Source organism: Sphingobium sp. CFD-1 (genome assembly GCF_024611115.1).
Classification (GTDB): Bacteria; Pseudomonadota; Alphaproteobacteria; order Sphingomonadales; family Sphingomonadaceae; genus Sphingobium; species Sphingobium baderi_A.
Genome location: NZ_CP084398.1, coordinates 2,166,328 through 2,187,794 on the forward strand (window position 1 = coordinate 2,166,328; position 21,467 = coordinate 2,187,794).

Annotated in this window: 13 protein-coding genes; 5 read left to right on the forward strand and 8 right to left on the reverse strand. The window is 64.2% G+C overall.

All coding sequences use genetic code 11. The features are described from left to right. Positions 1-43 precede the first annotated feature (43 nt). Together LDB26_RS11015 and LDB26_RS11020 are read right to left on the reverse strand one after the other, a co-directional pair. Entirely contained in the window at positions 44-835 is a 792-nt protein-coding gene (locus LDB26_RS11015) for an ABC transporter permease (protein WP_257538417.1), read from the reverse strand. Next, positions 828-1,685, reverse strand: coding sequence for an ABC transporter ATP-binding protein (locus LDB26_RS11020; protein WP_257538419.1), 858 nt, complete (start codon positions 1,683-1,685; stop codon positions 828-830). The genes LDB26_RS11015 and LDB26_RS11020 overlap by 8 nt, the downstream gene beginning before the upstream one ends. 308 nt (positions 1,686-1,993) lie before the next feature. On the opposite strand from LDB26_RS11020, the gene LDB26_RS11025 reads away from it, so the two are divergent. Continuing rightward, positions 1,994-2,551 (forward strand): nitroreductase, encoded by a 558-nt coding sequence (locus LDB26_RS11025; protein WP_257538421.1) that lies wholly within the window; start codon positions 1,994-1,996, stop codon positions 2,549-2,551. Positions 2,552-2,943: 392 nt separating this feature from the next. Here the strand turns inward: LDB26_RS11025 and LDB26_RS11030 are convergent, their stop codons facing one another. The 3 genes from LDB26_RS11030 to LDB26_RS11040 form a co-directional block, all read right to left on the reverse strand. Continuing rightward, positions 2,944-11,259 (reverse strand): GH36-type glycosyl hydrolase domain-containing protein, encoded by an 8,316-nt coding sequence (locus LDB26_RS11030; protein WP_257538422.1) that lies wholly within the window; start codon positions 11,257-11,259, stop codon positions 2,944-2,946. A 143-nt stretch (positions 11,260-11,402) separates the two neighbouring features. Continuing rightward, entirely contained in the window at positions 11,403-12,416 is a 1,014-nt protein-coding gene (locus tag LDB26_RS11035; RefSeq protein WP_257538423.1) for a universal stress protein, read from the reverse strand. A gap of 462 nt (positions 12,417-12,878) precedes the next feature. Further along, positions 12,879-13,691, reverse strand: a complete 813-nt coding sequence (locus tag LDB26_RS11040; RefSeq protein ID WP_257538424.1) for a universal stress protein — start codon at positions 13,689-13,691, stop codon at positions 12,879-12,881. Between the two features lie 301 nt (positions 13,692-13,992). Between LDB26_RS11040 and LDB26_RS11045 the strand changes: the two genes are divergently transcribed. After that, on the forward strand, positions 13,993-14,952 hold the full coding sequence (locus tag LDB26_RS11045) for a L,D-transpeptidase (protein WP_257538425.1): 960 nt from the start codon (positions 13,993-13,995) through the stop codon (positions 14,950-14,952). 58 nt (positions 14,953-15,010) lie between these two features. Here LDB26_RS11045 and LDB26_RS11050 read toward each other — a convergent pair whose 3' ends face one another. From LDB26_RS11050 to LDB26_RS11060, 3 genes are read right to left on the reverse strand one after another with little or no spacing between them, the layout of a single operon-like run. Continuing rightward, positions 15,011-16,567, reverse strand: coding sequence for a bifunctional aminoglycoside phosphotransferase/ATP-binding protein (locus LDB26_RS11050; RefSeq protein WP_257538426.1), 1,557 nt, complete (start codon positions 16,565-16,567; stop codon positions 15,011-15,013). 4 nt (positions 16,568-16,571) lie between these two features. Beyond that, complete coding sequence (locus LDB26_RS11055) at positions 16,572-17,084, reverse strand: Hsp20/alpha crystallin family protein (protein ID WP_257538427.1); 513 nt, start codon at positions 17,082-17,084, stop codon at positions 16,572-16,574. Positions 17,085-17,140: 56 nt separating this feature from the next. Continuing rightward, on the reverse strand, positions 17,141-17,389 hold the full coding sequence (locus LDB26_RS11060) for a hypothetical protein (RefSeq protein WP_257538428.1): 249 nt from the start codon (positions 17,387-17,389) through the stop codon (positions 17,141-17,143). A gap of 363 nt (positions 17,390-17,752) precedes the next feature. Here LDB26_RS11060 and LDB26_RS11065 point away from each other — a divergent pair, with 363 nt between their 5' ends. From LDB26_RS11065 to LDB26_RS11075, 3 genes are all read left to right on the forward strand, one after another. After that, complete coding sequence (locus LDB26_RS11065) at positions 17,753-18,406, forward strand: BON domain-containing protein (protein ID WP_053085635.1); 654 nt, start codon at positions 17,753-17,755, stop codon at positions 18,404-18,406. Between the two features lie 887 nt (positions 18,407-19,293). Beyond that, entirely contained in the window at positions 19,294-20,097 is an 804-nt protein-coding gene (locus LDB26_RS11070; RefSeq protein WP_257538429.1) for a universal stress protein, read from the forward strand. 30 nt (positions 20,098-20,127) lie between these two features. Continuing rightward, positions 20,128-21,465, forward strand: coding sequence for an erythromycin esterase family protein (locus tag LDB26_RS11075; RefSeq protein WP_257538431.1), 1,338 nt, complete (start codon positions 20,128-20,130; stop codon positions 21,463-21,465). Positions 21,466-21,467: the final 2 nt, after the last annotated feature.

Genomic DNA, 21,467 nt, shown 5'->3' on the forward strand with positions numbered 1-21,467 from the left:
GGCGCCAGCCCCGGCACGACGATACCCTCGAACCTTGCAACGCCTACATCGTCATACGAGGATACATGCGCGTGGCGACAACGACGAGAAGGCTGGAGATCACGACGAGCACGATGCAATCGGTGGCCACGCCGAATTTGCTCGCCTCGCCCGTCAGCATGAGTGCGCGCAGGGCATCGACCTCATAGGTGAGCGGATTGGCCAGCGAGATCGCCCTGAGCCATCCCGGCATGATCTCGATCGGATAGATCGCATTGCTGGCGAAGAAGATCGGCATGGTCAGCACCTGCCCGATCCCCATGAACCGCTCACGAGTCCGCACGATGCAGGCGATGATCAGCGAAAATGTCGAGAACAGGCCCGAGCCCAAGATGATCAGGGCGGCGACTCCGAGCAGATGCAGGACATGGAGATCGATCGCGATGCCGAGCGCCAAGGCAAGCACATAGACGATGATCGCCTGTGACAGCCCCCGCACGGCGGAGGAAATCGCCTTGCCGAGGACGAGGGCGCTGCGGGGCGCCGGACTGACCATGTAACGATGGAGGACGCCAAGATCGCGCTCCCAGATCACCGCAATGCCATAGAAGATCGCCGCGAACAGCACGCTCTGGGCAAGAATGCCCGGTGCCAGGAAATCGAGATATCGGCCGTTGCCGCTCGTCAGCCCGCGGACCTGCGCCATCACCTCGCCGAACAATAGGAGCCAGATCGCCGGCTGGATGGCGCGGGTGAGCAGTTCGGTCGGGTCATGCCGGAGCTTGCGCAGCTCGGCGTCCGCCACCGCATGGACTTCCGTGGCATAGTTGCCGATCCGGACGAGGATGTCAGCCATGCTCGGCCGCGCTCCGGCGCGTCTGGAGAACGTCATGCATGTCGCCGCCCGTCTGCTCGTCGCCGCCCGCGATCCGGGCAAAGACATCGTCGAGCGTGGCGTCCGGGCCGATCCCGGCCTTCAGCTCGGCCGGCGTTCCCACCTTTTCGAGCCGGCCCTGGCGCAGGATGCCGACGCGGTCGCACAGGGCGTCGGCTTCCTCCATGACGTGCGTCGTCAGCAGGATCGTCGTCCCATAGCGATCGCGGAGATCGCGGACATGGGCCCACACCGTGTTGCGGGCGACCGGGTCGAGGCCGACCGTGGGTTCGTCCATGATGAGCAGCGCCGGCCGATGCATCGTGCTCTGGGCGATCTCCAGCCGGCGCAGCATGCCGCCGGAATAATGCTGAGCCAGCCGACCGGCGGCATCGGTCAGCTCCGTCCGTTCGAGGGCTTCCCTGATCCGCTGTGCACGCTGAGCCCGAGGAATGAGATACAGCCGTGCGGAGAGAAGAAGATTCTCTTGGCCGGTCAGGGCACCGTCGGCCGATAGAAGCTGGGGTACGTAGCCGATGTGACTGCGCACCGCCCTTGGTTCCCGGGCCAGATCATAGCCAGCGACCCGGGCATTGCCAGCCGACGGCGGTAGCAAGGTCGTCAGCATCTTGATCAGCGTCGACTTGCCCGCACCGTTGGGACCGATAAGTCCGAAAATCTCCCTACTGTGGATTTGCAGATCCACCCGGTCCACCACCACCCGGCCGTCGAAGGATTTGGACAGTTCAGAGGTTTGAATGACCAGACCGGCGTTCCCAGCCGGGATACCAGGCGACGCAGCCTGATCGATCGCTGTATTCAGCTCCGTCACGCCACATCTCGCGCGGAGGCAGGATGCTGTTCCGGCGCATGTGGCGATCCCGAAGGGCCACGGCAGAGTACCGTATTCCTCGCTGTCAGCCCCATATCGATCACATCCATCCGGCAGCCGTTCAAAAGGGAGAATCTTACAGCCAGTCTAGTCCCTCGGGCGCCTTGGACACTCCGTTCTTATACGGATTGGAGCTTCCGCATTTCCGATCGACTCTGAGCCGACCAAAAGGCCGCGGCGCACGATTGCCCACCCGCGCCCGCGGCATCGGACGAACCAGGATTTCAATCTATTGCGGAGTGCATCACATGGACCTGACCGAAGCGATCTACGGACGCCGCGCGACACGTGCCTACACGGCGGCTCCTGTCCCGAAAGAGGTGCTGAAGAGCCTGGTCGATGCCGCCGTTCAGGCCCCGAGCGCTGTCAACGAACAGCCGTGGGACTTCACCATTATCCAGAACACATCGCTGCTCGATCGGATTTCTGCGGCGGCCAAAGCCCATATGATTGAGACGATGCCGAGCGGATCCTTTCCGGAACATCTCCACGAGACTCTCGGAAGTCCAGATTTCCACATCTTCTACCATGCACCGGTCCTCATCACCGTCTCGGCACGCGCCGGAGGATGGGCTATCGAAAATGCCACACTTGCGGCGGAGAACCTGATGCTGGCGGCACACGGGCTGGGCCTGGGATCCTGCTGGATCGGCTTCGCCCAGCGATGGCTCGAAACGGCGGACGGCAAGCGAACGCTTGGCGTTTCCGACGCGTTCGTGCCGATTGCCCCGATCATTATCGGATATCCAACGGCGCCGATCGCGCCAGTCCCGCGCCACCCGCCGCAGCTGCGCTGGATTGACTGAAAATCCCCTCCCCAAACATCGCGGCGACAGGAACGACTTTTGGCCGGCACCTGCGGCGGCATCAGGCGCTGCAGAAGTACCAGCTATTGCCCGCATGATCGACTTGATCAGCGGTCATTCCCGGCTCGATCATGATGCCGCGAACCGGACTTTTTCGAGCAGCTGATCTGCCACCGGCTGTCCATGATTATGGTGTCCGTGCGCATGCTCTTTCGATTGTTCTCCCGTGTAACAGCGCCACGTCCAAGGTTGGGCGCCATGGCGGAACCAAAGGACTTCCGACGGTCGGAATTGGTTCGATGGCAACTGTGGCCGTCCGAATATCCGGCCCGCCTACGTGATATATTCTGAAGATCTAACCGGCAATTGCAGCGTTACCATCCTGCGAAAAATCACGATGCCAAGGCAATGCGGGGGGTCAGGAGACACCGAACTTCACGCATCTCGCCTCCAGAGGGAAACGGAATGCCATCCCCTGGCGGCCCGGCCCCATCGACCGTGATGTGCGCGTCGCCTGGCGCAAGTCCTTCGGGGTTGTCGACCCGGATATGCAGGCTGCCCGCCGTCCTGGTGATCGTTGCCTCGAAGGATCGCCATGCCGCCGGCAGGCAAGGCGCGAGATGCAGCCGGCCTTCCACCAGCCGCAACCCCAATATTTCCTCGACCGCCAGTCGCCACGTCCAGCCGGCCGCGCCCGTATACCAGCTCCAGCCGCCGCGGCCGACATGGGGCGGCGTGCCGGCAACGTCCGCCGCCAGCACATAGGGCTCGGTTCGATAGCGCGCGACGTCTTCGCTCGAGCGGGTCTGATTGATGGGGTTGATGCGATCGAAGACCCGCATCGCGCCCTCGGCATCGCCAAGCCGGGCAAGGGCGATGCCGAGCCAGACGGCGGCATGCGTGTATTGGCCGCCATTTTCCCGAATGCCGGGTGGATAGGCCTTGATATAGCCGGGGTCGCGTGGCGTCGCGTCGAAGGGGGGCGAGAGAAGCCGGACCAGCCGATCGTCGTCGCGGACCAGATGCTGCTGGGCCGCGGACATGGCGCGCGCGATCCGCTCTGAACCGCCGGCGCCCGACAGCACCGCCCAGGATTGAGCGATCGAGTCGATCCGGCATTCGCTGTCCGAAGCCGAACCCCAAGCCCGGCCGTCATCATCGAACGCCCGCAAATACCATTCGCCATCCCAGGCGGATTGTTCGGCCGCCTTGGCCAGCGCCGTTGCACGGGGCTTCCAGCGTTCAGCCAGATCGTTGCGCTCCAACCGATCACAAAGGCCTGTGAACCCGTCGATCGTGGCGATCAGGAACCATGCCAGCCAGACGCTTTCACCACGCCCCTGCTCGCCCACGCGGTTCATGCCGTCATTCCAGTCTCCGGTGCCCATCAGCGGCAGCCCATGGGCCCCGAGCCGGTGACCGCATTGGAGCGCACGCTCGCAATGCTCGAACAGGGATCGGCGTTCATCCGTGATATCAAATCGCGCATAGCGATCGGCCTCGTCCCCGGCCAGCGGGGGACCGCGCAGGAACGGCACCTCTTCCGCGAGAATGCCGACGTCGCCCGTGGCCTCCACATAGGCGGCAGTGACAAAAGGCAGCCAGAGCAGGTCGTCCGAGCAATGCGTCCGGACACCCCGATCCAGCGGCGGATGCCACCAGTGGAGGACGTCGCCCTCCTCGAACTGGTGAGCAGCGGCCGCGAGAATGTGCCGTCGCGCCAGATCGGGATCGGCATGCAGCAACGCGAGCACGTCCTGTAGCTGGTCGCGATAGCCGAAGGCGCCGCCGGCCTGATAGAAACCCGCACGGGCCCGCAGACGCGCACTAATTGTCTGGTAGGGGAGCCATCTGTTGACGAGCATGTCGAACGCAGGATCCGGCGTCTTCACCTTGACGGCGCCCAGACGCCTGTCCCAATCATCCTGGCATTGCTGGAAGGCACGCTCCACCTCAGCGTTATCCTGCCACCGCAGCGCCAGCGTTCGGCCGTGGGCACGGTGATCCCCCTGCCCCAGTACGAATACGACCTCGGCGGCTTGCCCGGCGCCGATATCGAGATGGACCTGCAAGGCGCTGCAGCAATCCGCGCCGACTGACTGCTGGCGACCGCCCAGATCCCAGTTCAGCAGCGCTTCGGGCCGGCGTGAATCGCCATCGCCGCCCATAAAATCCCGTCGCGACGTCGTCAGGCTGTGCGGTGGATGGCTGCTTGTCAGGAAAGCCGTCCGCTCGCCGAATTCTTCGTTCCACGGGTTGTTTGCCATCAGTGCATGGACTTCGGCATCATAATGCGCGGTCCGCAGCGGGGCCGGTTCGCCGTGAACCGCGCCCAGCAGCCATTCGGCATAATAGGTCGCCGTGATCCGGCGGGCATGGGGCAACAGGTTGCGAAGCCTCAGCCGGACGATCTTGACCGGATCGTCGACGGGGACGAAAACCTGAAGTTCCTGTTCGAGGCCTTCGCTGCTGCTCTCCCAGCTCGTATAGCCCGCGCCATGTCGGATGCGGCAGGCGGTTCCGGCCCCGGCGGGCTGCGGCGTCGGGGTCCACAGATGCGCGTTTTCCTCGTCACGCAGATACAGGATCTCGGTCTGCGGATCCCGAACGGGATCGTTGCTCCATGGGGTCAGTCGGTTTTCGCCGCTGTTGATCGCCCAGGTGAAACCGAGACCGGCCTCGGTGACGATGGTGCCAAAGCCGTCATTGGCGAGGACGTTCGACCAGGGCGCGGGGGTGGTCTCACCCGGCGCGAGGTGGATCACATAGGTCTCGCCTTCCGGCGTGAACCCGCCGCGACCATTGTCGAACGCCAGCTCCTTGAGCGGGAGCAAGCCCAAACTGGCGCTTGGCGACGCCCCGGTGCTGCCGACCGGCTCGAAGCGCGGGCTCCGAAGCTGGGGAGATTCGGCGCGCGCGAGTTGGTCGCCGAGCGCACCCGCCGCTTCGTCGAGCACGATCTGCGCGGCGCGTTCCAGAAATTGGGCGCGATCGGTGTCGCCGTGCCCGATCCCCACGAGGTGGATTCCGCCATTTTGCCCGAGCTGCTCCTGCACGCCCGCCTCGCGGAGGATCTCGATCAACCGCTCGCGCACCGGCTCAAGATAGCCCGCTGCCCCTTCGTGCATCATCACGAGATCAATCGCGATGCCCCGCCTCCGCCACAGCTGCTGGGCTGCCGCAAGAAACCGCAGCAGGGCAGTTCGCTGGCCGTCGCCTGCGCGCACCAGCAGAATGGGATGATCGCCCGATATTCCAAGCGCCCAGAGATCGCCTCTGCCGTGACGGTCGGCAACAAGCGCATTCTGCATGCCGGGAGATGACTGAACGGGCTGAAGCAACGCGGACAGCAACATCTGTGCGTCCCGCACGCGGTCAGGCGCCAATCCAAGTTGATGCATCTCGCGCGCCGCATCCGCCAGGGCGTCATTCATTGCCCATTCGAGTGCCGTCAAAGTCGCATAGCGCTCGGCGAGCTCCAGAGCGGATTCCCGTGAGCCCGCAACGATCGTGACGAAGGCGAGTTCGCGTCTCCCGTGCGGCGGAAGCTCCAACTCCGCGCGCATCGCCAAGATCGGATCGAGGGTCCAGCCGGTCGTGCCGCCCAGTTCATCAGAGTGCATCGCGGCGGGGTCCGCCTGATTACCGTGGCGCGCCAAGAAGGCCGCGCGATCGGTTTCGGAACCCCGCAACGTGAAGCCCTTGTCGTCGGCAATGATCCGGTGAAGCAGCACGGGCGGACGATCGTCAGCATCGCGTGGTCGGCGCGTGAACAGCAGGCCATTCACGCCCGGCAGCAGCTCGCTGCCGACGAAGAGCTTGCTGAACGCCGGGTGGCGCGCGCCGTCGAGCGGCGGCGCGAGCATGACCTCGGCATAGCTCGTGAAGTCGAGTGTTCGCGGCCGGTCACTCTCGTTGACGACAGTGACCCGGCGGATCTCCAGATCGTCCCCGTGCGGGATACCGACAGCCATGGTCAGAGCGATATCGTGATCCCGACGATGATATTCGACCCGATGCGCCTCGAAGAGAACGCGCGCCTGGGTGGCCGGCGCGCGCACCGGCTCCGGCGTCGCCGACCAAAGCGCGCCGGTGTCCCGATCGCGGACATAGATCCAGAGCCCGGCGTCGCCAGGGATCCGATCGGGGCGGGTGAGCGCATAACGCTGCCAGTAGAGCCCCCCTCCCCCATTCGCCGCCAGACGACTGGTCAGACGACCATTGCCGATCGCATGCAGCGCAGTGGAACCGCCGATGGAGCCAGGGTTCCAGGGCTGGAGACGGGGGATCGCGCCCTCGGCGACCGGCTGCGGCTCGCGGAGTTCGATGCGCGAAATCTCGGGCGGGAGTTCCCAGGGAATGCGTTCGTTGAGGAGGAGGTCGATCGTGCGGATATGGGGGTCGGCGTGGAACCAGCGGACGAACATATCGCCGCACAGCGCATTGCCGAGAGCGGCCATGCTCATCCCGTGATGGTGCGCCATATAGGATCGAACCACCGCGAAGCGCTCTCCGTCCGGTACCCGCTCGGGTGTGAAGTCGATGGCCTCGTAGAAGCCGTATCGCCCGAGCATGCCCAGCCCCGCGAGATCACGAAGGTTACGGACTGCCAAGACCGTTCGCGCAGCGAGTGCGAGCACAGTCGCATAGGGGGCCACCACCAGATCGCGCGCAAGCCCACGGCGCAAGCCCAGCCCCGGGACGCCGAACGCATGGTAGCGATACACGCGATCGGAACCCATCGAGGCGAAGGAGGATTCGGATATGCCCCAGGGGATGCCATGCTTGGCCGCGTAGGCATGCTGAAGATCGACGGCGGTCCGGTCGCTTTGGCCGAGAAGTGTTGCGGGATCGCTGCGCAGGAACAGGTTTGGCATGAGATATTCGAACATCGAGCCGTTCCACGAGACCAGCGACAGGCCCGAGGCCTTCTTCGTGATCGGGCGGCCGAGGAAGAACCAATGCTCGGGAGGCACATCGCCCTTGGCGATGGCAAAAAAGCTCGCTAGCCGCGCTTCGCTCGCCAGCAGGTCATAATGGTGCTGATCGATGCGGTCGGCGGTGACATTGTAGCCGATATGGAACAGCCGGCTGCTCATATCGAACAGCAGAGCAAAATCCATGCCATGGGCCCAGGCGCCCGCTCGCCGGGCGATGCCATCCAGCCGGTCGCGCATGGTCTTATGGGCATCCGCGGCGCGGGCGAGAGCCGAACCGAGTTCTTCCGCCCAGCTCCTTGCTTCGCAAGTATCGAGGGAGCCGCCGAATGTGTCCAGCAGCGCGCTCGCCTCCGCGCACGCGGCCTCGATTTCGGCGGGCGTGCGCTCGCCCGCGAGCATGGGGCCGATCCGGGCGGCGATGTCGGCGCAATCGGCGGGCGCGCGCGTCAACAGCGTCAGCCACGGGAGGAATATCTGCACGTCGCGGCGCATGCTGCGCAGATGATGATCAACCCGCTCGAGCCACAGCTGAACGTCGCGGATCACGTTCGTCGGGAGTGTCCCCGCGTTGGCGATGCCATTGCGGATCCTTTCCTGCAGCTCGGGGCAGTCCCGATCGCAGAGCGCGTCCAGCCGGTCGCCCCAGCAGGCGCTGTCGTCCCGCGCCGCAGTTGCGGCGTCCCGCATCGCCGCAACAAGAGTACGACAGGCATGATCCGGGTCGGCGCGATCGGCCGCAAGCGCGCCGACAAGCAGATCGAGGGTGTCGTCGAGACCGGACCATAATGCAGGGGAAAGCACGGGGGCTCGAACAGCATCGCGGCACGCCTCGTTCACGACGACAAGACTGACGGCCAGATTGCCGCTGTCGACCGTGGAGACGTAGCGCGGCTCGAGCGGCTGCAATGTACGGGTATCATACCAGTTGAGCATATGTCCCCGGTAGCGATCGAGCCGGTCGAGCGCGTCCAGCGCATTACGCAGTCGCATCTCGAGATCGGTCACGCCGATATGCCCCAGCTTCCATGCCGTCAGCGTGGAGAGCAGCATCATGCCGACATTGGTCGGCGACGTCCGATGGGCGATCTCCTCCTCGGGCGGCTCCTGGTAATTGTCGGGCGGCAGCCAGTTGTCCTCCGGCCTCACGAAGGTTTCAAAGAACAACCATGTCCGCCGTGCGATGCTGCGCAGGAACAGACGGTCTTCGGCGCCCAGCGTCTCGACCGAGGAGCGGCGCGGACGGCTTATCCGGTACGCGATTTCAGGCGCCAGCACCCACAGCATCAGTAGCGGCGCGGCGGGCAGGAGGGCCGCAGCATGTGCCAGCACCAGCCCCGAGCCGACTGCAAGCGCGAATGCGGGTGACACCCACATCTCGCGCCAAGCGGCCCGCCGCGGATCGAGCGCGGCAAAATGCGCTGTCGTGTGCGCTGCAGACGTCCACTCCAGCAGTCCACGCCCGGTGCCTAGCCGCCAGAGCGTGATCAGTATCGCATTGAGCGCGATGGCGGCATCGCTTATCAGGAAGGCGATCGACAGCGCCCATCGTCCCAGTTCATCGCCCAGCCGTCGCAGGACACCCTGGAGAACGCCGCGCCGGCGGCCGCGCGCGAGACCGGTGACGACGTCGGTGAACAGATAGGCTGCCGGCGCGACGATGGCGAGCGATGTCCATATCCAGGGGTTGCCGCCCAGGATGAACCATCCACCCAGCAGCAGGGCGACGAGGCTGGGCGGCACGAGGCTGCGGCGAAGATTGTCGAAGATCTTGAGCCGATCGAACCAGGTGAGACGGTTGTGAAGGCGCGTTCCCGCGCGGCCCGGCACCAGGGGAAGCAGCCAGGGCAGCAGCTGCCAATCGCCGCGCACCCAGCGGTGCCAGCGCCGGCGGTAATCGAGATAGCCGGAAGGGAAGCCCTCATAGACGATGATGTCGCTGGCGAGCGCCGCGCGACCATGCAGCCCTTCGAACAGGTCATGGCTGAGTAGGTTGTTCTCGGGAATTCGCCCTTCGACGCTGCGCTCGAAGGCGGCGACGTCATAGATGCCTTTGCCGACGAATATGCCGGACCCGAATAGGTCCTGGTAGACGTCGGATACGGCGCGCGAATAGATATCGATCGCGGTGTCGCCGCCGAAGTAGCGTGTGAACAGCGATCGTCCGCTGGTTTCAGGTGCGATCTCGACGCGCGGCTGGAGGATCGTGTAGCCGCTTGCCACCCGCCCGGTGCGCGGATCGAAACGGGCCTTGTTGAGCGGATGGGCGAGCGTCGCCACCATCCGATTGACTACACCCGGCGGCAGGCGGGTATCGGCGTCTGCGGTCACGACGAATCGGACCGCGCGAAGCGCTTCGACGCGGCCGGCGGTGAGTGAAAAAGGGCTGAGGTCGCCGCGCAGGATATAGCCGTTGAATTGCTCCAGCTTTCCGCGCTTGCGTTCCCATCCCATCCAGACCGACTGAGCGGAATTATAGAGACGCGGCCGGTGCAGCATATGGAACGGGCCGCTGCCCGCGCTGCCATAGGTATCATTGAGGCGTTTGACGCTATTTTCCAGCGCGGCCTCGACATCCGCATCGCCAGGAAGGCTTGCGCTGTCGGCGTCGGCATGGTCACTCAGCAGAACGAACTGCAGCCTTGGATCGGGATTGCCGAGATAGTGGCCTTCCAGCCGCTGGAGGATCGCCGCCACGTCCGCCGGATGCGCGACAAGCACCGGCATTACGACCGCTGTCCGGCAATCGTCGGCGATCCCCTTTTCGAAATCGAGTTTCGGAAGCACCCGGGGCGACACGAGCAGTGTCGCGACCCAGTTGACGATCGTGACGCTCAGGATGGTAGCCGGCAGCGCGGTGAGCGCGATGCCCAGCAGCCACCCCATTGCGGTCGCCTCGACCAGCGCAAGGTAGAGCGCCGGGACGACAAAGCTGACAAGTCCGGCCAAGAACAGCGCCGCGGTATAAAGCGCCGCAGGATAGCGCAGGAGTCTGCGGCCGATCGATTCCAGCGCCAACGGCCGCACGTCGATCGCATCCTCGAACGCCGGCCGGCCCTCGCCGACCAGCCAGTAGCCGACATGATCGGCCGGCGCCTCGTCATTGGCCCTGCATTGAATGAGCAGGCGTTCGGCGACCTCCCATTCGGGAAGGCCGCCATGATCAGACAGCTGCTCGATCGCATGCCGGTAGCGGTCGCGCGTGTCGAAATCCATGTGCGGATAAACCTTGGCAGGGTCGAGCCTCAGGATCGCCTCGACGCGGCTTGTCCGGTCGAAAAAGTCCTTCCACTGGATCGTCGAGATCACCGCGAGATTGGCGATCGCGCGCGAAACGCATTCGGTATCGTCCGCTGCGGCGGATTTGGCGGCATCGGGCCCCACCTCGAACGGCGGCGCCACATCCGGGAATATGCGTCCGAAGCCGGTTACCAGAAGCTCGAGGCAGGCCAGGCGCAGCATGGCCGGAAACGCCCAGAGCTCGGCAATGCTCAGCGGCTCTTCATCCTGATAGCGTTCGATGATCGGGATCGCGGTATTGAGCGATATCTGCAGATGCGACGCGTGGAGCAGCCCATGGGCCAGGGCATAGATGCGAGGCAGGCCCTTCGCCGCCTCACCCGCGAGGCCGGGCAGGCGCCGGTAGAACTGGGCCGGCATATCCTCCTTGATCTGGAGGATTGCGCGTTGAACGTGATAATCGTTGTCGAGCAGCCATTCGGCCGCCGAGCTGCTTTGCGGCTCCGCGGCGCCAGCGGCGATCCGGGCCATACTCAGCCATGCACGCAATGCCGGCAGCTGCGACCAGGTTGTCAGCGGCGCCGCTCTGCGGGCCAAGCCCACAAGACGGTGACGGCGCGCAAGCTCGTGCGCAGCGGCGACTATCGGGTCCGCATCCTCGACATCCGCCATTCTCAGACCGGACCTACGGCCGGGAGGCGAGCATTCTGGACATTCGCCAGCACCATCGGCTCCACTGCAGTCACGGATGGACGAACGATCAGCATCGGCACGGGCGAATGGGTCATGAGGTAGGCGGCGACGCTGCCATAGGGAACGTCCATGTGATGGCGGCCGCCATGGCCGCGCGCCGACAGCACGACGAGGTCGGCCGCTTCGGCGCGGATCAACCCGGCCAGAGCAGCGCGAACATCCTCGCTGCGCATCGAGATCGCCCGAACTGTCAGCCCCATGGCCGCCACATATGTCCGAACATGGTCGAGATAGGCGCGCGCCGTCGCTTCATTTCGTTCGACAACATGCCGTTGGAGTTCGAGATCGCGAGGCTCGAGGGGCCTGGTTTCAGTGAGTTCCGGCGTCGGGACGACGTGCGCGAGGATCAGTTCCGCTTGTGCCGATTTCGCAAGCCGGGCCGCGAGCGGGATGACGCTTTCGGCCCAGGTCGATCCATCCACGGGCACAAGGATGCGCCGATAGCTCGGCGCCGGCGCGGCAGAGGCCGCGATCGGGACCAGCAGGATCGAACCGGGCGCCCGATCGAGAACATTGTGGGCCGTGCCGCCAATGCCTTTCTGGCTTGCGCCATTCTCGCCCTGGGTGCCAAGTACGAGAAGGCAATCGGGCTGTCCGCAGGTGAACCGGCAGATTTCCTCGGCAGTTGCACCCTCTGCAAGTTTGATCTCGGCGATGGTAGTCGAGGGCTCGGGAGCGGCTGCCAGTTTCCCCAGATTGCGTCTCGCCTCGTGCCGGCGAAGATCCCATTCGATCGGGTCAGGCCGCATCTCCTTTGCCGGCTGGCCTTCCAGCACCTGCAGCAGCGTTACCGGAACCTCGAGCGCCTGGGCGATCGCAAATGCATGGAAAACGACGCCGGCCGCGTGCTCGGATCGATCCAGGCACGCGACGACGTGACAGGTTCCCGCTTGCGTGTCGGCGCGGCCTGGGAAGAGTGCGTTCGATGTCGACATATTCCGGCCTCCTGTTGTCTTGCGCGGCATTTTTCCGTGCGCCCTAACACAGGGCCACCACGCCCAGCGCCAGGCGTTCGAGGACAAGCCCGAAGCTCGTTGCGACGCCGCAATTTCTGATGGCGGCCACGGTGACCGATCCGGAAGAGACTCGAAATAAGTGTATCTACGGAGTCATGGCGCGTGCCGTCCGCCTCGAACAGCACGACTCGCCAGTCCCGATGAGGCATGAAAGCAATCTGTCCAACAGCCATATTCGGATAATCCTTCGAAGGACCCAGGGACGGCCAACGGCTCAATCCGCGCAAGCGGTTTCCCCGGATCGCAGGTCAACAATGCTGCCGAAAATCCGATTCTCAGTTCGTATGCCGCACACGTCCGCTCAGCATCCCGTCAATAGAATTGGATCATGTGCGGAGCGCCTGCTGTGCTTGGGCGCCACCGGATATTCTCACGGAGCGGCTAATGCGCCAGCAGCAGCGGAACGGACGTGTCGGACAGGAGGTCGCGGGTCACCCCGCCGAGCACCGTCTCACGCAGCCGAGAGTGCCCGTAGGCTCCCATAACGAGAGAAGATGCCGCCAGTTCTCCCGCTGCGTCCAAAAGCGTCTGCGCGATCGTGCGCGCCTCTTGGGGCCATTCGTGCAACTGAGAACCTATGCCATGCCGGGCGAGATATCGGCTTGCGTCCATCGGTGGAAATTCGCTGGTATCGCTCGATATGGTAACGATGTGGACTTCGCTCGCCACCCGCAGGAAGGAAAGCGTCAGACGCAGGCTGTGCGCGGCTTCGATCGATCCGTTCCAGGCTATGGCGACCGGCCCGCTGGCGTTGAAGCTGGTCGTGCCCGGGGGCACGACCAGCACCGGCGCGCGCGCGTGAATGGCCACGTCGGCGACGATCGGCAGAGGCTCCGGCGTGTCATCCTGCCCCTTGTACTGGCGGCTCAAGATCAGGACGTCGGCCAGGCGCCCGCGGCTCACCAGCGCATCGGCGGCATTTCCATCGGCATGCTCCCAATCCCAGGAGATATCCTCGCTTTTCAGTCGCTGCTCGATGCGTTCTCGCTCCTCATCGTCGCGCGCCTGAAGGGCCTCAAGCAGTTGCGAAGAGGCATAAAGGCCGCCGAAGGGGTCGCCGACGACATAGCTGTTGAACGGAGTGACCTGGACGCAGGTGATATGTGACTGGTGGGCGCGCGCAAGGTCCAGCGCCACGGCAAGCCGCTCCGTCTGTCCGTGATCGTCATTGATATGCAGAAGTATCGATTTCACCACGCCCTCCTCGTTTTCGCTACGATCCCGTTTGAAATCGCACGCTAGAGGTTAGGGCGGCGCGGATAACTAGGGGATAATACCAATCCCGGGACGGTGCCGATCACATCATTCTCGCGTGCGACGGGTCCAGATACGGATCGTTGTCCGCAGGATCGACATGACAGATTATCGAGGATCAAATGCGATGCGTTCGGCCGGCACATACGCCTCAGCTACGCGAACCATGCCGTGTTTGAGCTTGGCGATATATCCGATTTCGCGAACCTCGACGCGTTTGGGTCGCAGCATAGGGATGGCCATGATGTCGGCATTGCTCCTTGGCATGCTGTCCGTGCCGCTGTCCGCGCAGCAACCGACGCTGGATACGAGTTCGGTCCTTGAGACGGTCGAGCGGCTAAAGCCGGGGGAATATATCTGGGCGCCTGATATTGCTCCCGCCGGCCCCGTGCTGATCATCATCAGCCTCGCCAACCAGCGGGCCGTCACCTACCGAAACGGCGTGCCGATCGGCGTCTCCACGGTCTCGACTGGAAAGCCCGGACATGAGACACCAACGGGGCTGTTCACGATCCTGCAAAAGCATGTCGACCACAAGTCCAACCTCTACGACGATGCGCCGATGCCCTATATGCAGCGCCTGACTTGGGGCGGCGTAGCTCTGCACGGCGGCAATCTACCTGGCTATCCCGCGTCGCATGGCTGCATCCGCCTGCCGCTGGGCTTCGCCAGGCTTCTCTATGGCGTCACCCGCCTCGGCTTGACCGTCGTCATCACGAAAGAGGCGGCAGTGCCGCGTGTCGCGCCGGTACCCGATCCCATGCGGCCGACCGCCTCCGACATCGACGACGCTCCACCTTCCGGGCCGTTCACATGGCGTCCCGAACTGTCACCCTCGGGATCTGTATCCATCGTGATCAGCACCGCGGATCGACGAATGATCGTGCTCCGCAACGGCCGCCAGATCGGATCCGCACCCATAGCACCCGACACCGCCGTCGACCGAACGAAGGCTTATACGCTGCGCGCTATCGATGAAACCGGGTTTCACTGGCTGCACATCCCGTTGTCCGGCGAGGCATCGCCGGCGCAGCAGACGGCGCCATCCGAGGATCGGAACCGATTGCGCGTCGCCGAGGAATTCCGGCGTTCCGTCGCAGCGATCCTGACCGAGGGCGCAACGGTGCTGGTTACCAACGACAGTCTCGCAAGGAGTGAAACCGGCCGGCGGCTCACAGTTATAACCGGCGAAGACGAATAGCGGGCGCGGACAAAGGCTGCGGCCAACATGCCTACCGGCATGAGGTGAGGCGTTTCCGTCAGCAGAGTCCCAGTTTGGCGCACGCCACCGCAGCCACCTCGTCCAGCGATCCGTCCGCATGGACCCTATGCCACGAGCCGAGATCGCCGATTTCCAGCTGGGATTGGGCCTGCGCGACTGCAACATCGGCATCCGACGCGTCGGCGCCGCGCGTCCCGACCCGGCTGAGCCGCGCGGTTGCCGCCGCTTCTAACCAGAGACCGTCGAAGGGAACACCCGACTGCCGCCCGACCGCCTCGATCCTCTCGCGCTCGACACGCTGCGCGAACACCGCATCGGCCACGACGGATTGACCGAGCGCAAGCGCCGATGCGGCCATCCTGTCAGTTGTCTCATAGACCCGGGCGGCGGCCTGCGCCGAATAGCTGCCGCGGGGAAGCCTTGCCTCGGGAGACAGCCCCGCGAGGCGCTTGCGCAGTACATCGTTCCGAAGGATCCTGGCACCGGGCGCGCGTCCGATCGCGCCGCCGAGCCGACGTGCGAGACTGGACTTGCCGGTTCCCGAGAGTCCGCCGATCGCTACCAGCCGCGGGGGAGCGGGCACCAGCATGGCGAGCGCAAGTTCGAGATAGGATCGCGCATTCTGCGCGAGCGCCCTGTCTTCAGGAGCACGCAGGCTCTGCGCTGCCAGCACATGCGCGCGGATCGCGGCGCGAACCGACAGGAACAAGGGCAGCAGCCCGATCCCGCTCTCATCCGCCGGCGACAGATCGAGATAGCGGTTGAAGACGATGTTCGCCTCGGTGCGGAGGTTGCGATGCCAGAGATCCATCAGGAGAAAGGCGAGATCGTAGAGGACATCGATCGTGGCCAGTTCGACGCTGAATTCGAGGCAGTCGAACAAGGTCGGCTCGCCGTCGATCAGCGCGATGTTGGCCAGATGGAGATCGCCATGACCATGTCTGACCCGGCCTTCCCGGGCTCGCACATCGAGCAGCGGTGCCATATCATCGGTCATCTGGAGCAGGCTGTCGCCCAGATGCTTCGCCTTGCCCGGGTCGAGGATATCGGGAAAGGCCGCCATGCTGGCAATATTACCGTCTACGACGCGGCGGAACGATTTCGCACCCGTGTGAGCCCGATCAGCCTCCGCTGCTGCTGAGTGAAAAGCGCCTATGTGGTCCGCCAGCCGCATCAGCATGCGCTCATCGAGCTGGCCGCGATCGGCGATATGGGTGAGCAGCGCATCATCGGGAAAGCGCCGCATTTCGAGCAGCCAGTCGAGCACGTCACCGGCGCCGTCGATCGCCAGCCGACCGCCGGCTTCCCGCGTGATCGGATGAAGAGCACGATACAGATCGGGCGCGGTTCGGCGGTTGAGGCGAAGTTCCGCCTCGAGCGCGGCATGGCGCTTGTCGGGGCTCGAGAAATCAAGATAGCCGAACCGGACCGCGCGCTTGAGCTTCCAGGCGCGGTCGCCGACAAGAAAAATACTGGCGCAGTGGGTATCGATGCGCGTGGGGCGCGTTCGCTCGAAGGCGTGACCCTGGTCGAGGAAGGCGACGACATCGGCCTGGTCGTCCGGCGTGCCGCGGCCAGGCGATGTCGTCGCCATTGGCTCAGGCCTTCTCGATCGCGATTTTGCGCGTGCGTGCAGCCGCGTTCTCGTCCTTGGCCAGCGTCACTGTCAGGACGCCGTCCTTGAACTGCGCCTTGATGCCCTCGGCATCCACATCGGCGGGAAGCGAAATCTGGCGTCGGAAGGAACCATAGCGGCGCTCGCTGAGCAGGAAGCCCTTCTCCTTGCGCTCTTCCTCTTCCTTCTTTTCGCCCGAGATGCTGAGCACGCCATCGGCGACGTTGATTTCCACATCCTTTTCATCGAGCCCGGGAAGCTCCGCGGTAAGACGATAGGCCTTCTCGTCATCGACCAGCTCGAGCGCCGGCACGATTGCCAAGGCGCCGCGCGGAGCGAAGTGGAAAAGGCTGCGGCCGGAGCTACCGAAATCGTCGAACAGCCGGTCGATCTCCGACCGCAGCCAGCCGACCGGCTCGCTGATCTGGGTTGCGAGATCGCGCAACGATGACGCCGGACGCGTTTTGGTCACTGGAACATTGGTCAAATCGTTCATCTTGCTTCTCCTCAGGTTAAAGATGGTCGATCCCGTGACGAGGGAAAGACCTTTCATCAGGCGAACAGGGCATGTTCGCCTTCAGCCTCGATCGGTTCGGGAACCACGAGTTGGTCATGCTCGTCGTGATGGGCGGGATGGTGCGGATGCTGCATATGGGGCCAAAGTGCCTCCACGCCCGCGTTCCACCAGATCGTGCAAAGCGTCAGTGGCAACTGCCACAGGCGCTGGGCGGCAAGCAGCACCGCGGCTGTGTCGGGATCACCGGAGGGCCAGCTCGCCCGGATGGTGCTCTCGTCACTCATGATGGCCTCCTTCGCCGAGTCTTGCTGAGGATAATGGCGGTCCATCGGCGCCTATATTGGGGAGTTTACCTAGCCGATCGTCTTCGGGCGCCGTCCTGCCGCCGCGCTCGGCTGAAATTTGTCGCTTGGCCAGGGAGTCGAGCCGCGGCGTGCCGGGGATGTTGGCATACCCTGGCGCCTCCGGGACATTACGGATTCTGTGGCAGCGCCGGGCAACAGACAAGAGACGTTGCAGGGATCCCCCGATGCGCGGTCAAGCCATTGGCGCCCTGCGATGAACTTGCCGATGGTCCCCGGTTTATGGCCGTCGATAAGCTGCCGACCCACCTGGGACGGTTATTATGCGAGCCAAGGAGAGCTGAGATGAAGAGCGACAGTCAATTGCAGCGTGACGTGATGGCGGAACTGGAATGGGAGCCGAGCGTCGATCATGCGGATATCGGGGTGGCGGTGACCGACGGCGTGGTGACGCTGTCGGGTTTCGTGAAGAGCTATGCCGAGAAGCTGGCGGCGGAAAAGGCGGCACGGCGCGTGGCTGGCGTGAAGGCGCTCGCCGAGGAGATCAAGGTGCGCTTCGCCTCCGATCCGAAGACCGCCGATCATGAAATCGCCAAGCGCATCCTCGACATGTTCGCTTGGAACGTCTCGATCCCCGACGACAAGATCGCGGTGAAGGTCGAGCATGGCTGGGTGACGCTGAGCGGCACGGTCGACTGGCACTACCAGAGCGACGAGGCTCGGAAGGTCGTCGGCAAGGTCAACGGCGTCGTCGGCGTCGGCAATCTGATCGAGGTGCGCAAGCTGCCGACGTCGGGCGATATCAAGGACCGGATCATGGCTGCGTTCAAGCGCAATGCCGATCTCGATGCGGCATCGGTGACGGTGTTCACCGATGGCGGCAAGGTGACGCTGGGCGGCAAGGTCAAGGCGTGGAACGAGCGCCAGATCGCCGAGCGTGCGGCTTGGGCCGCTCCCGGCGTCACCACGGTCGACGACAATATCATCGTCGCTTTCTGACCTTCGCAGCGAGCAGACGGCCGTCGGGACATCCCGGCGGCCAGCTTCGATAATCGCTCAAGATGAACGTGAAGTCCGCGCCTGTCCGTTCCTGGCGATCCTTCCTCTTCGCATTTTATGCAGGAAGCCCGGCCGGCGAGCACATCGACCCGGTTACATTATCTGTGGGTTGGCATTCGATTTCTATGTCGCCTACCCGGCGATCGACGCATGTGGGCTAGACTTTGAGGTGCCCACCGTCGAGGACGCCCGCGTGGCTATCGATACCAACGGCTCGCCTCAGACGGTATGAACAAAACCGGCGTGGAACTGGCCAAGATCCACAGGCCAGAAGTAGCCACTCCGAGCGCGCGCCACGAGGACTGCGGACAATCAAGCGAGAAGCTCCTTGGGCATCACGCGCCGAAATTTCGACAGCGATTAGAGCCGCTGACTGGCTATTCCGTCTGGGAGTTCTATTACCGGGAATGCGCCATGATCGTGGATGCCCGCGCATCGATTTGGGGATGGACTTGCCGTGTGCTGAAGACCGCCGACAAACGAGGTAGGGGGTCAGCCCCAGTCGCCATCGACACCATGATCTGGCTCGCAACCACGCCGCACAGCATGATTATACCAATCCGCAAACGGTTGGCGCCGTCGGGCAGGTTTCGGCGTGTTTGGATGGACCGGTTCATCAGGGACTCCTGGGTTTAATCTTTGTCCGGGGTCTGGCCGGAGAACGTCGGAGTCGTACGCAACGAACGACCTGTTCGGCATCCGGAAGTCTACGCACTGGCGCACCGCGGACTCTTCCTCCGTATCCTCACGTAATGATTGTCGCGAATGTGACCGCCATTGTTCGGCTACGACTCCGCCTCGATGGCGGGCATGCGCTGGAGATTCATATGAAGAATGTTCTGCTGTTGATTCACGATGACGCCGGTGAAGAGGCTCGCTTCCAGGCCGCGCTCGATCTTGTCCGCGCGACCAACGGGCATCTCACATGCCTCGACATTGTCCAGGCGCCAATCCTGGTCGGCGCAGACTATATGATGGCCGATGCCGAAGTCGCCCTGCTCGCCGACGCGCGCAACCGGGAAGCGGTTAATCGCGACCGGATCGAGGCGCGCCTTTCAGTCGAGGACATCGCATGGGACTGGGCTGACGCGACCGGCGACATTGCCGGTCTGCTGGAAGCCGAGGCGGGGCTCGCCGACATCATCGTGCTCAATACTATGTTCGCCGATCATGAGCCTCCCGACATGCGGGCGATCGTATCCGACGTCGTTATGCGCGCCGGAAAGCCAATCCTCGCGGTTCCACAACAGTTCTGCAGCCTCGATGCCCATGGACAGGCGCTGGTCGCCTGGAACGGTGCTCCCGCTGTCGCCGAGACGCTTCGCGCGGTCACGCCGCTCCTCGCCCTCACGAAAGGCGTGACGATCGTTGAGATCGGCAAGACCGATGGACCGCCTGCGGAAGAGGCCGCCGCCTATCTCTCACGCCATGGCATCCATGCCCGCATCGACCGTGATATTCCGCTGGAATGGACGGTGGCGGATGCGCTTCTCGCCGCCTGTCGGGACCGGCAACCAGCCTACTGCATTATCGGCGCCTATGGCCATTCACGCCTGCGCGAGCGGCTGATCGGCGGCGTGACCCGGCGGATGCTCGCCGAGAGTCCGGTGCCGCTCCTTCTTGGGCATTGACAGTGGGCCAGGCCTGACAAGGAGATGCGTATGCCGAACGCAGCGCTACACGACCGTATCGGCCGGGAGGCACCGGCGGCGCTGATCGAAGCGCTGCGCCGCCACGCCGAACCGCTGCCGTCGCCCGAGCGGATCGACGAGTTCGGCAGCTTCTTCGATCGCTTCGGCGATGCGCGGATCGTCCTGCTGGGCGAGGCAACTCACGGTACGTCCGAATTCTATCGTGCGCGAGCAGCAATCACCCGCCGCCTGGTCGAGCGTCACGGATTTACCGTCGTGGCGGTCGAAGCCGACTGGCCGGACGCCGCGCGGATCGACGATTATGTCCGGCATCAAGCACCGCGCCCCCGACGCGGCGACAGCTTCGTGCGCTTTCCGACCTGGATGTGGCGCAATGTCGAGGTGCTGGAATTTGCCGACTGGATGCGGGGGCATAATGCATCGCTTGACGAAGATTGCCGCGCGTCATTCCATGGTCTGGATGTCTACAGCCTCAGCGAATCGATCCACGCAGTGCTCGCCTATCTCGACACGGTCGATCCCGAGGCCGCCGGGAATGCCCGCCGGCGCTATGGGTGCCTGACACCATGGCAGGATGAACCGGCGCATTATGGCCGCGCCGTGGTTCATGGCGGCCGTCCGAGTTGCGAGGATCGCGCGGTCGCACAGCTTCATGAACTTCTGACCCATCGGCTCGAATATTTGCACGGAGACGGCGAAGCCTGGTTCGACGCGGTACAAAACGCGCGTATCGCGCGCGCTGCCGAGCGCTATTACCGTGCCATGTACCGCAGCTCGACCGAGAGCTGGAACCTGCGTGACCGGCATATGTTCGAAACGTTGCAGGCGCTGCTCGCCCATCGCGGCGATGGTGCCAAGGCTGTCGTCTGGGCGCATAACAGCCATGTCGGCAACGCCGCCGCGACCGCGATGGGCTGGCAGGGCGAATTCAACATCGGTGAGCTCTGCCGCATGGCCTATGGCGAGGAAGCGGTGTCGATCGGCTTTGGCACCGATACCGGCACGGTCGCCGCCGCCAGCGACTGGGGCGCCGACATGCAGATCAAGACCGTGCGGTCGGCACGTGCCGACAGCTACGAGCATGCGTTTCGGTCCACGGGACTGGCGCGGACGCTGACCGATTGGCGGAGGAAGCCCAATCTCGCCGGGCTGCTGCGCGAGCCCCTGCTCGAGCGCGCCATAGGCGTCGTGTACCGCCCGGAAACCGAGCGCCTCAGCCATTATTTCGAGGCGGTCCTGGCTGAGCAGTTCGATGCCTGGGTCTGGTTTGAGCAAACGACCGCGGTGACCCCGCTGGGACATGAGCATCCCCATGGCGCGCCCGAAACCTGGCCCTTCGGACTGTGACG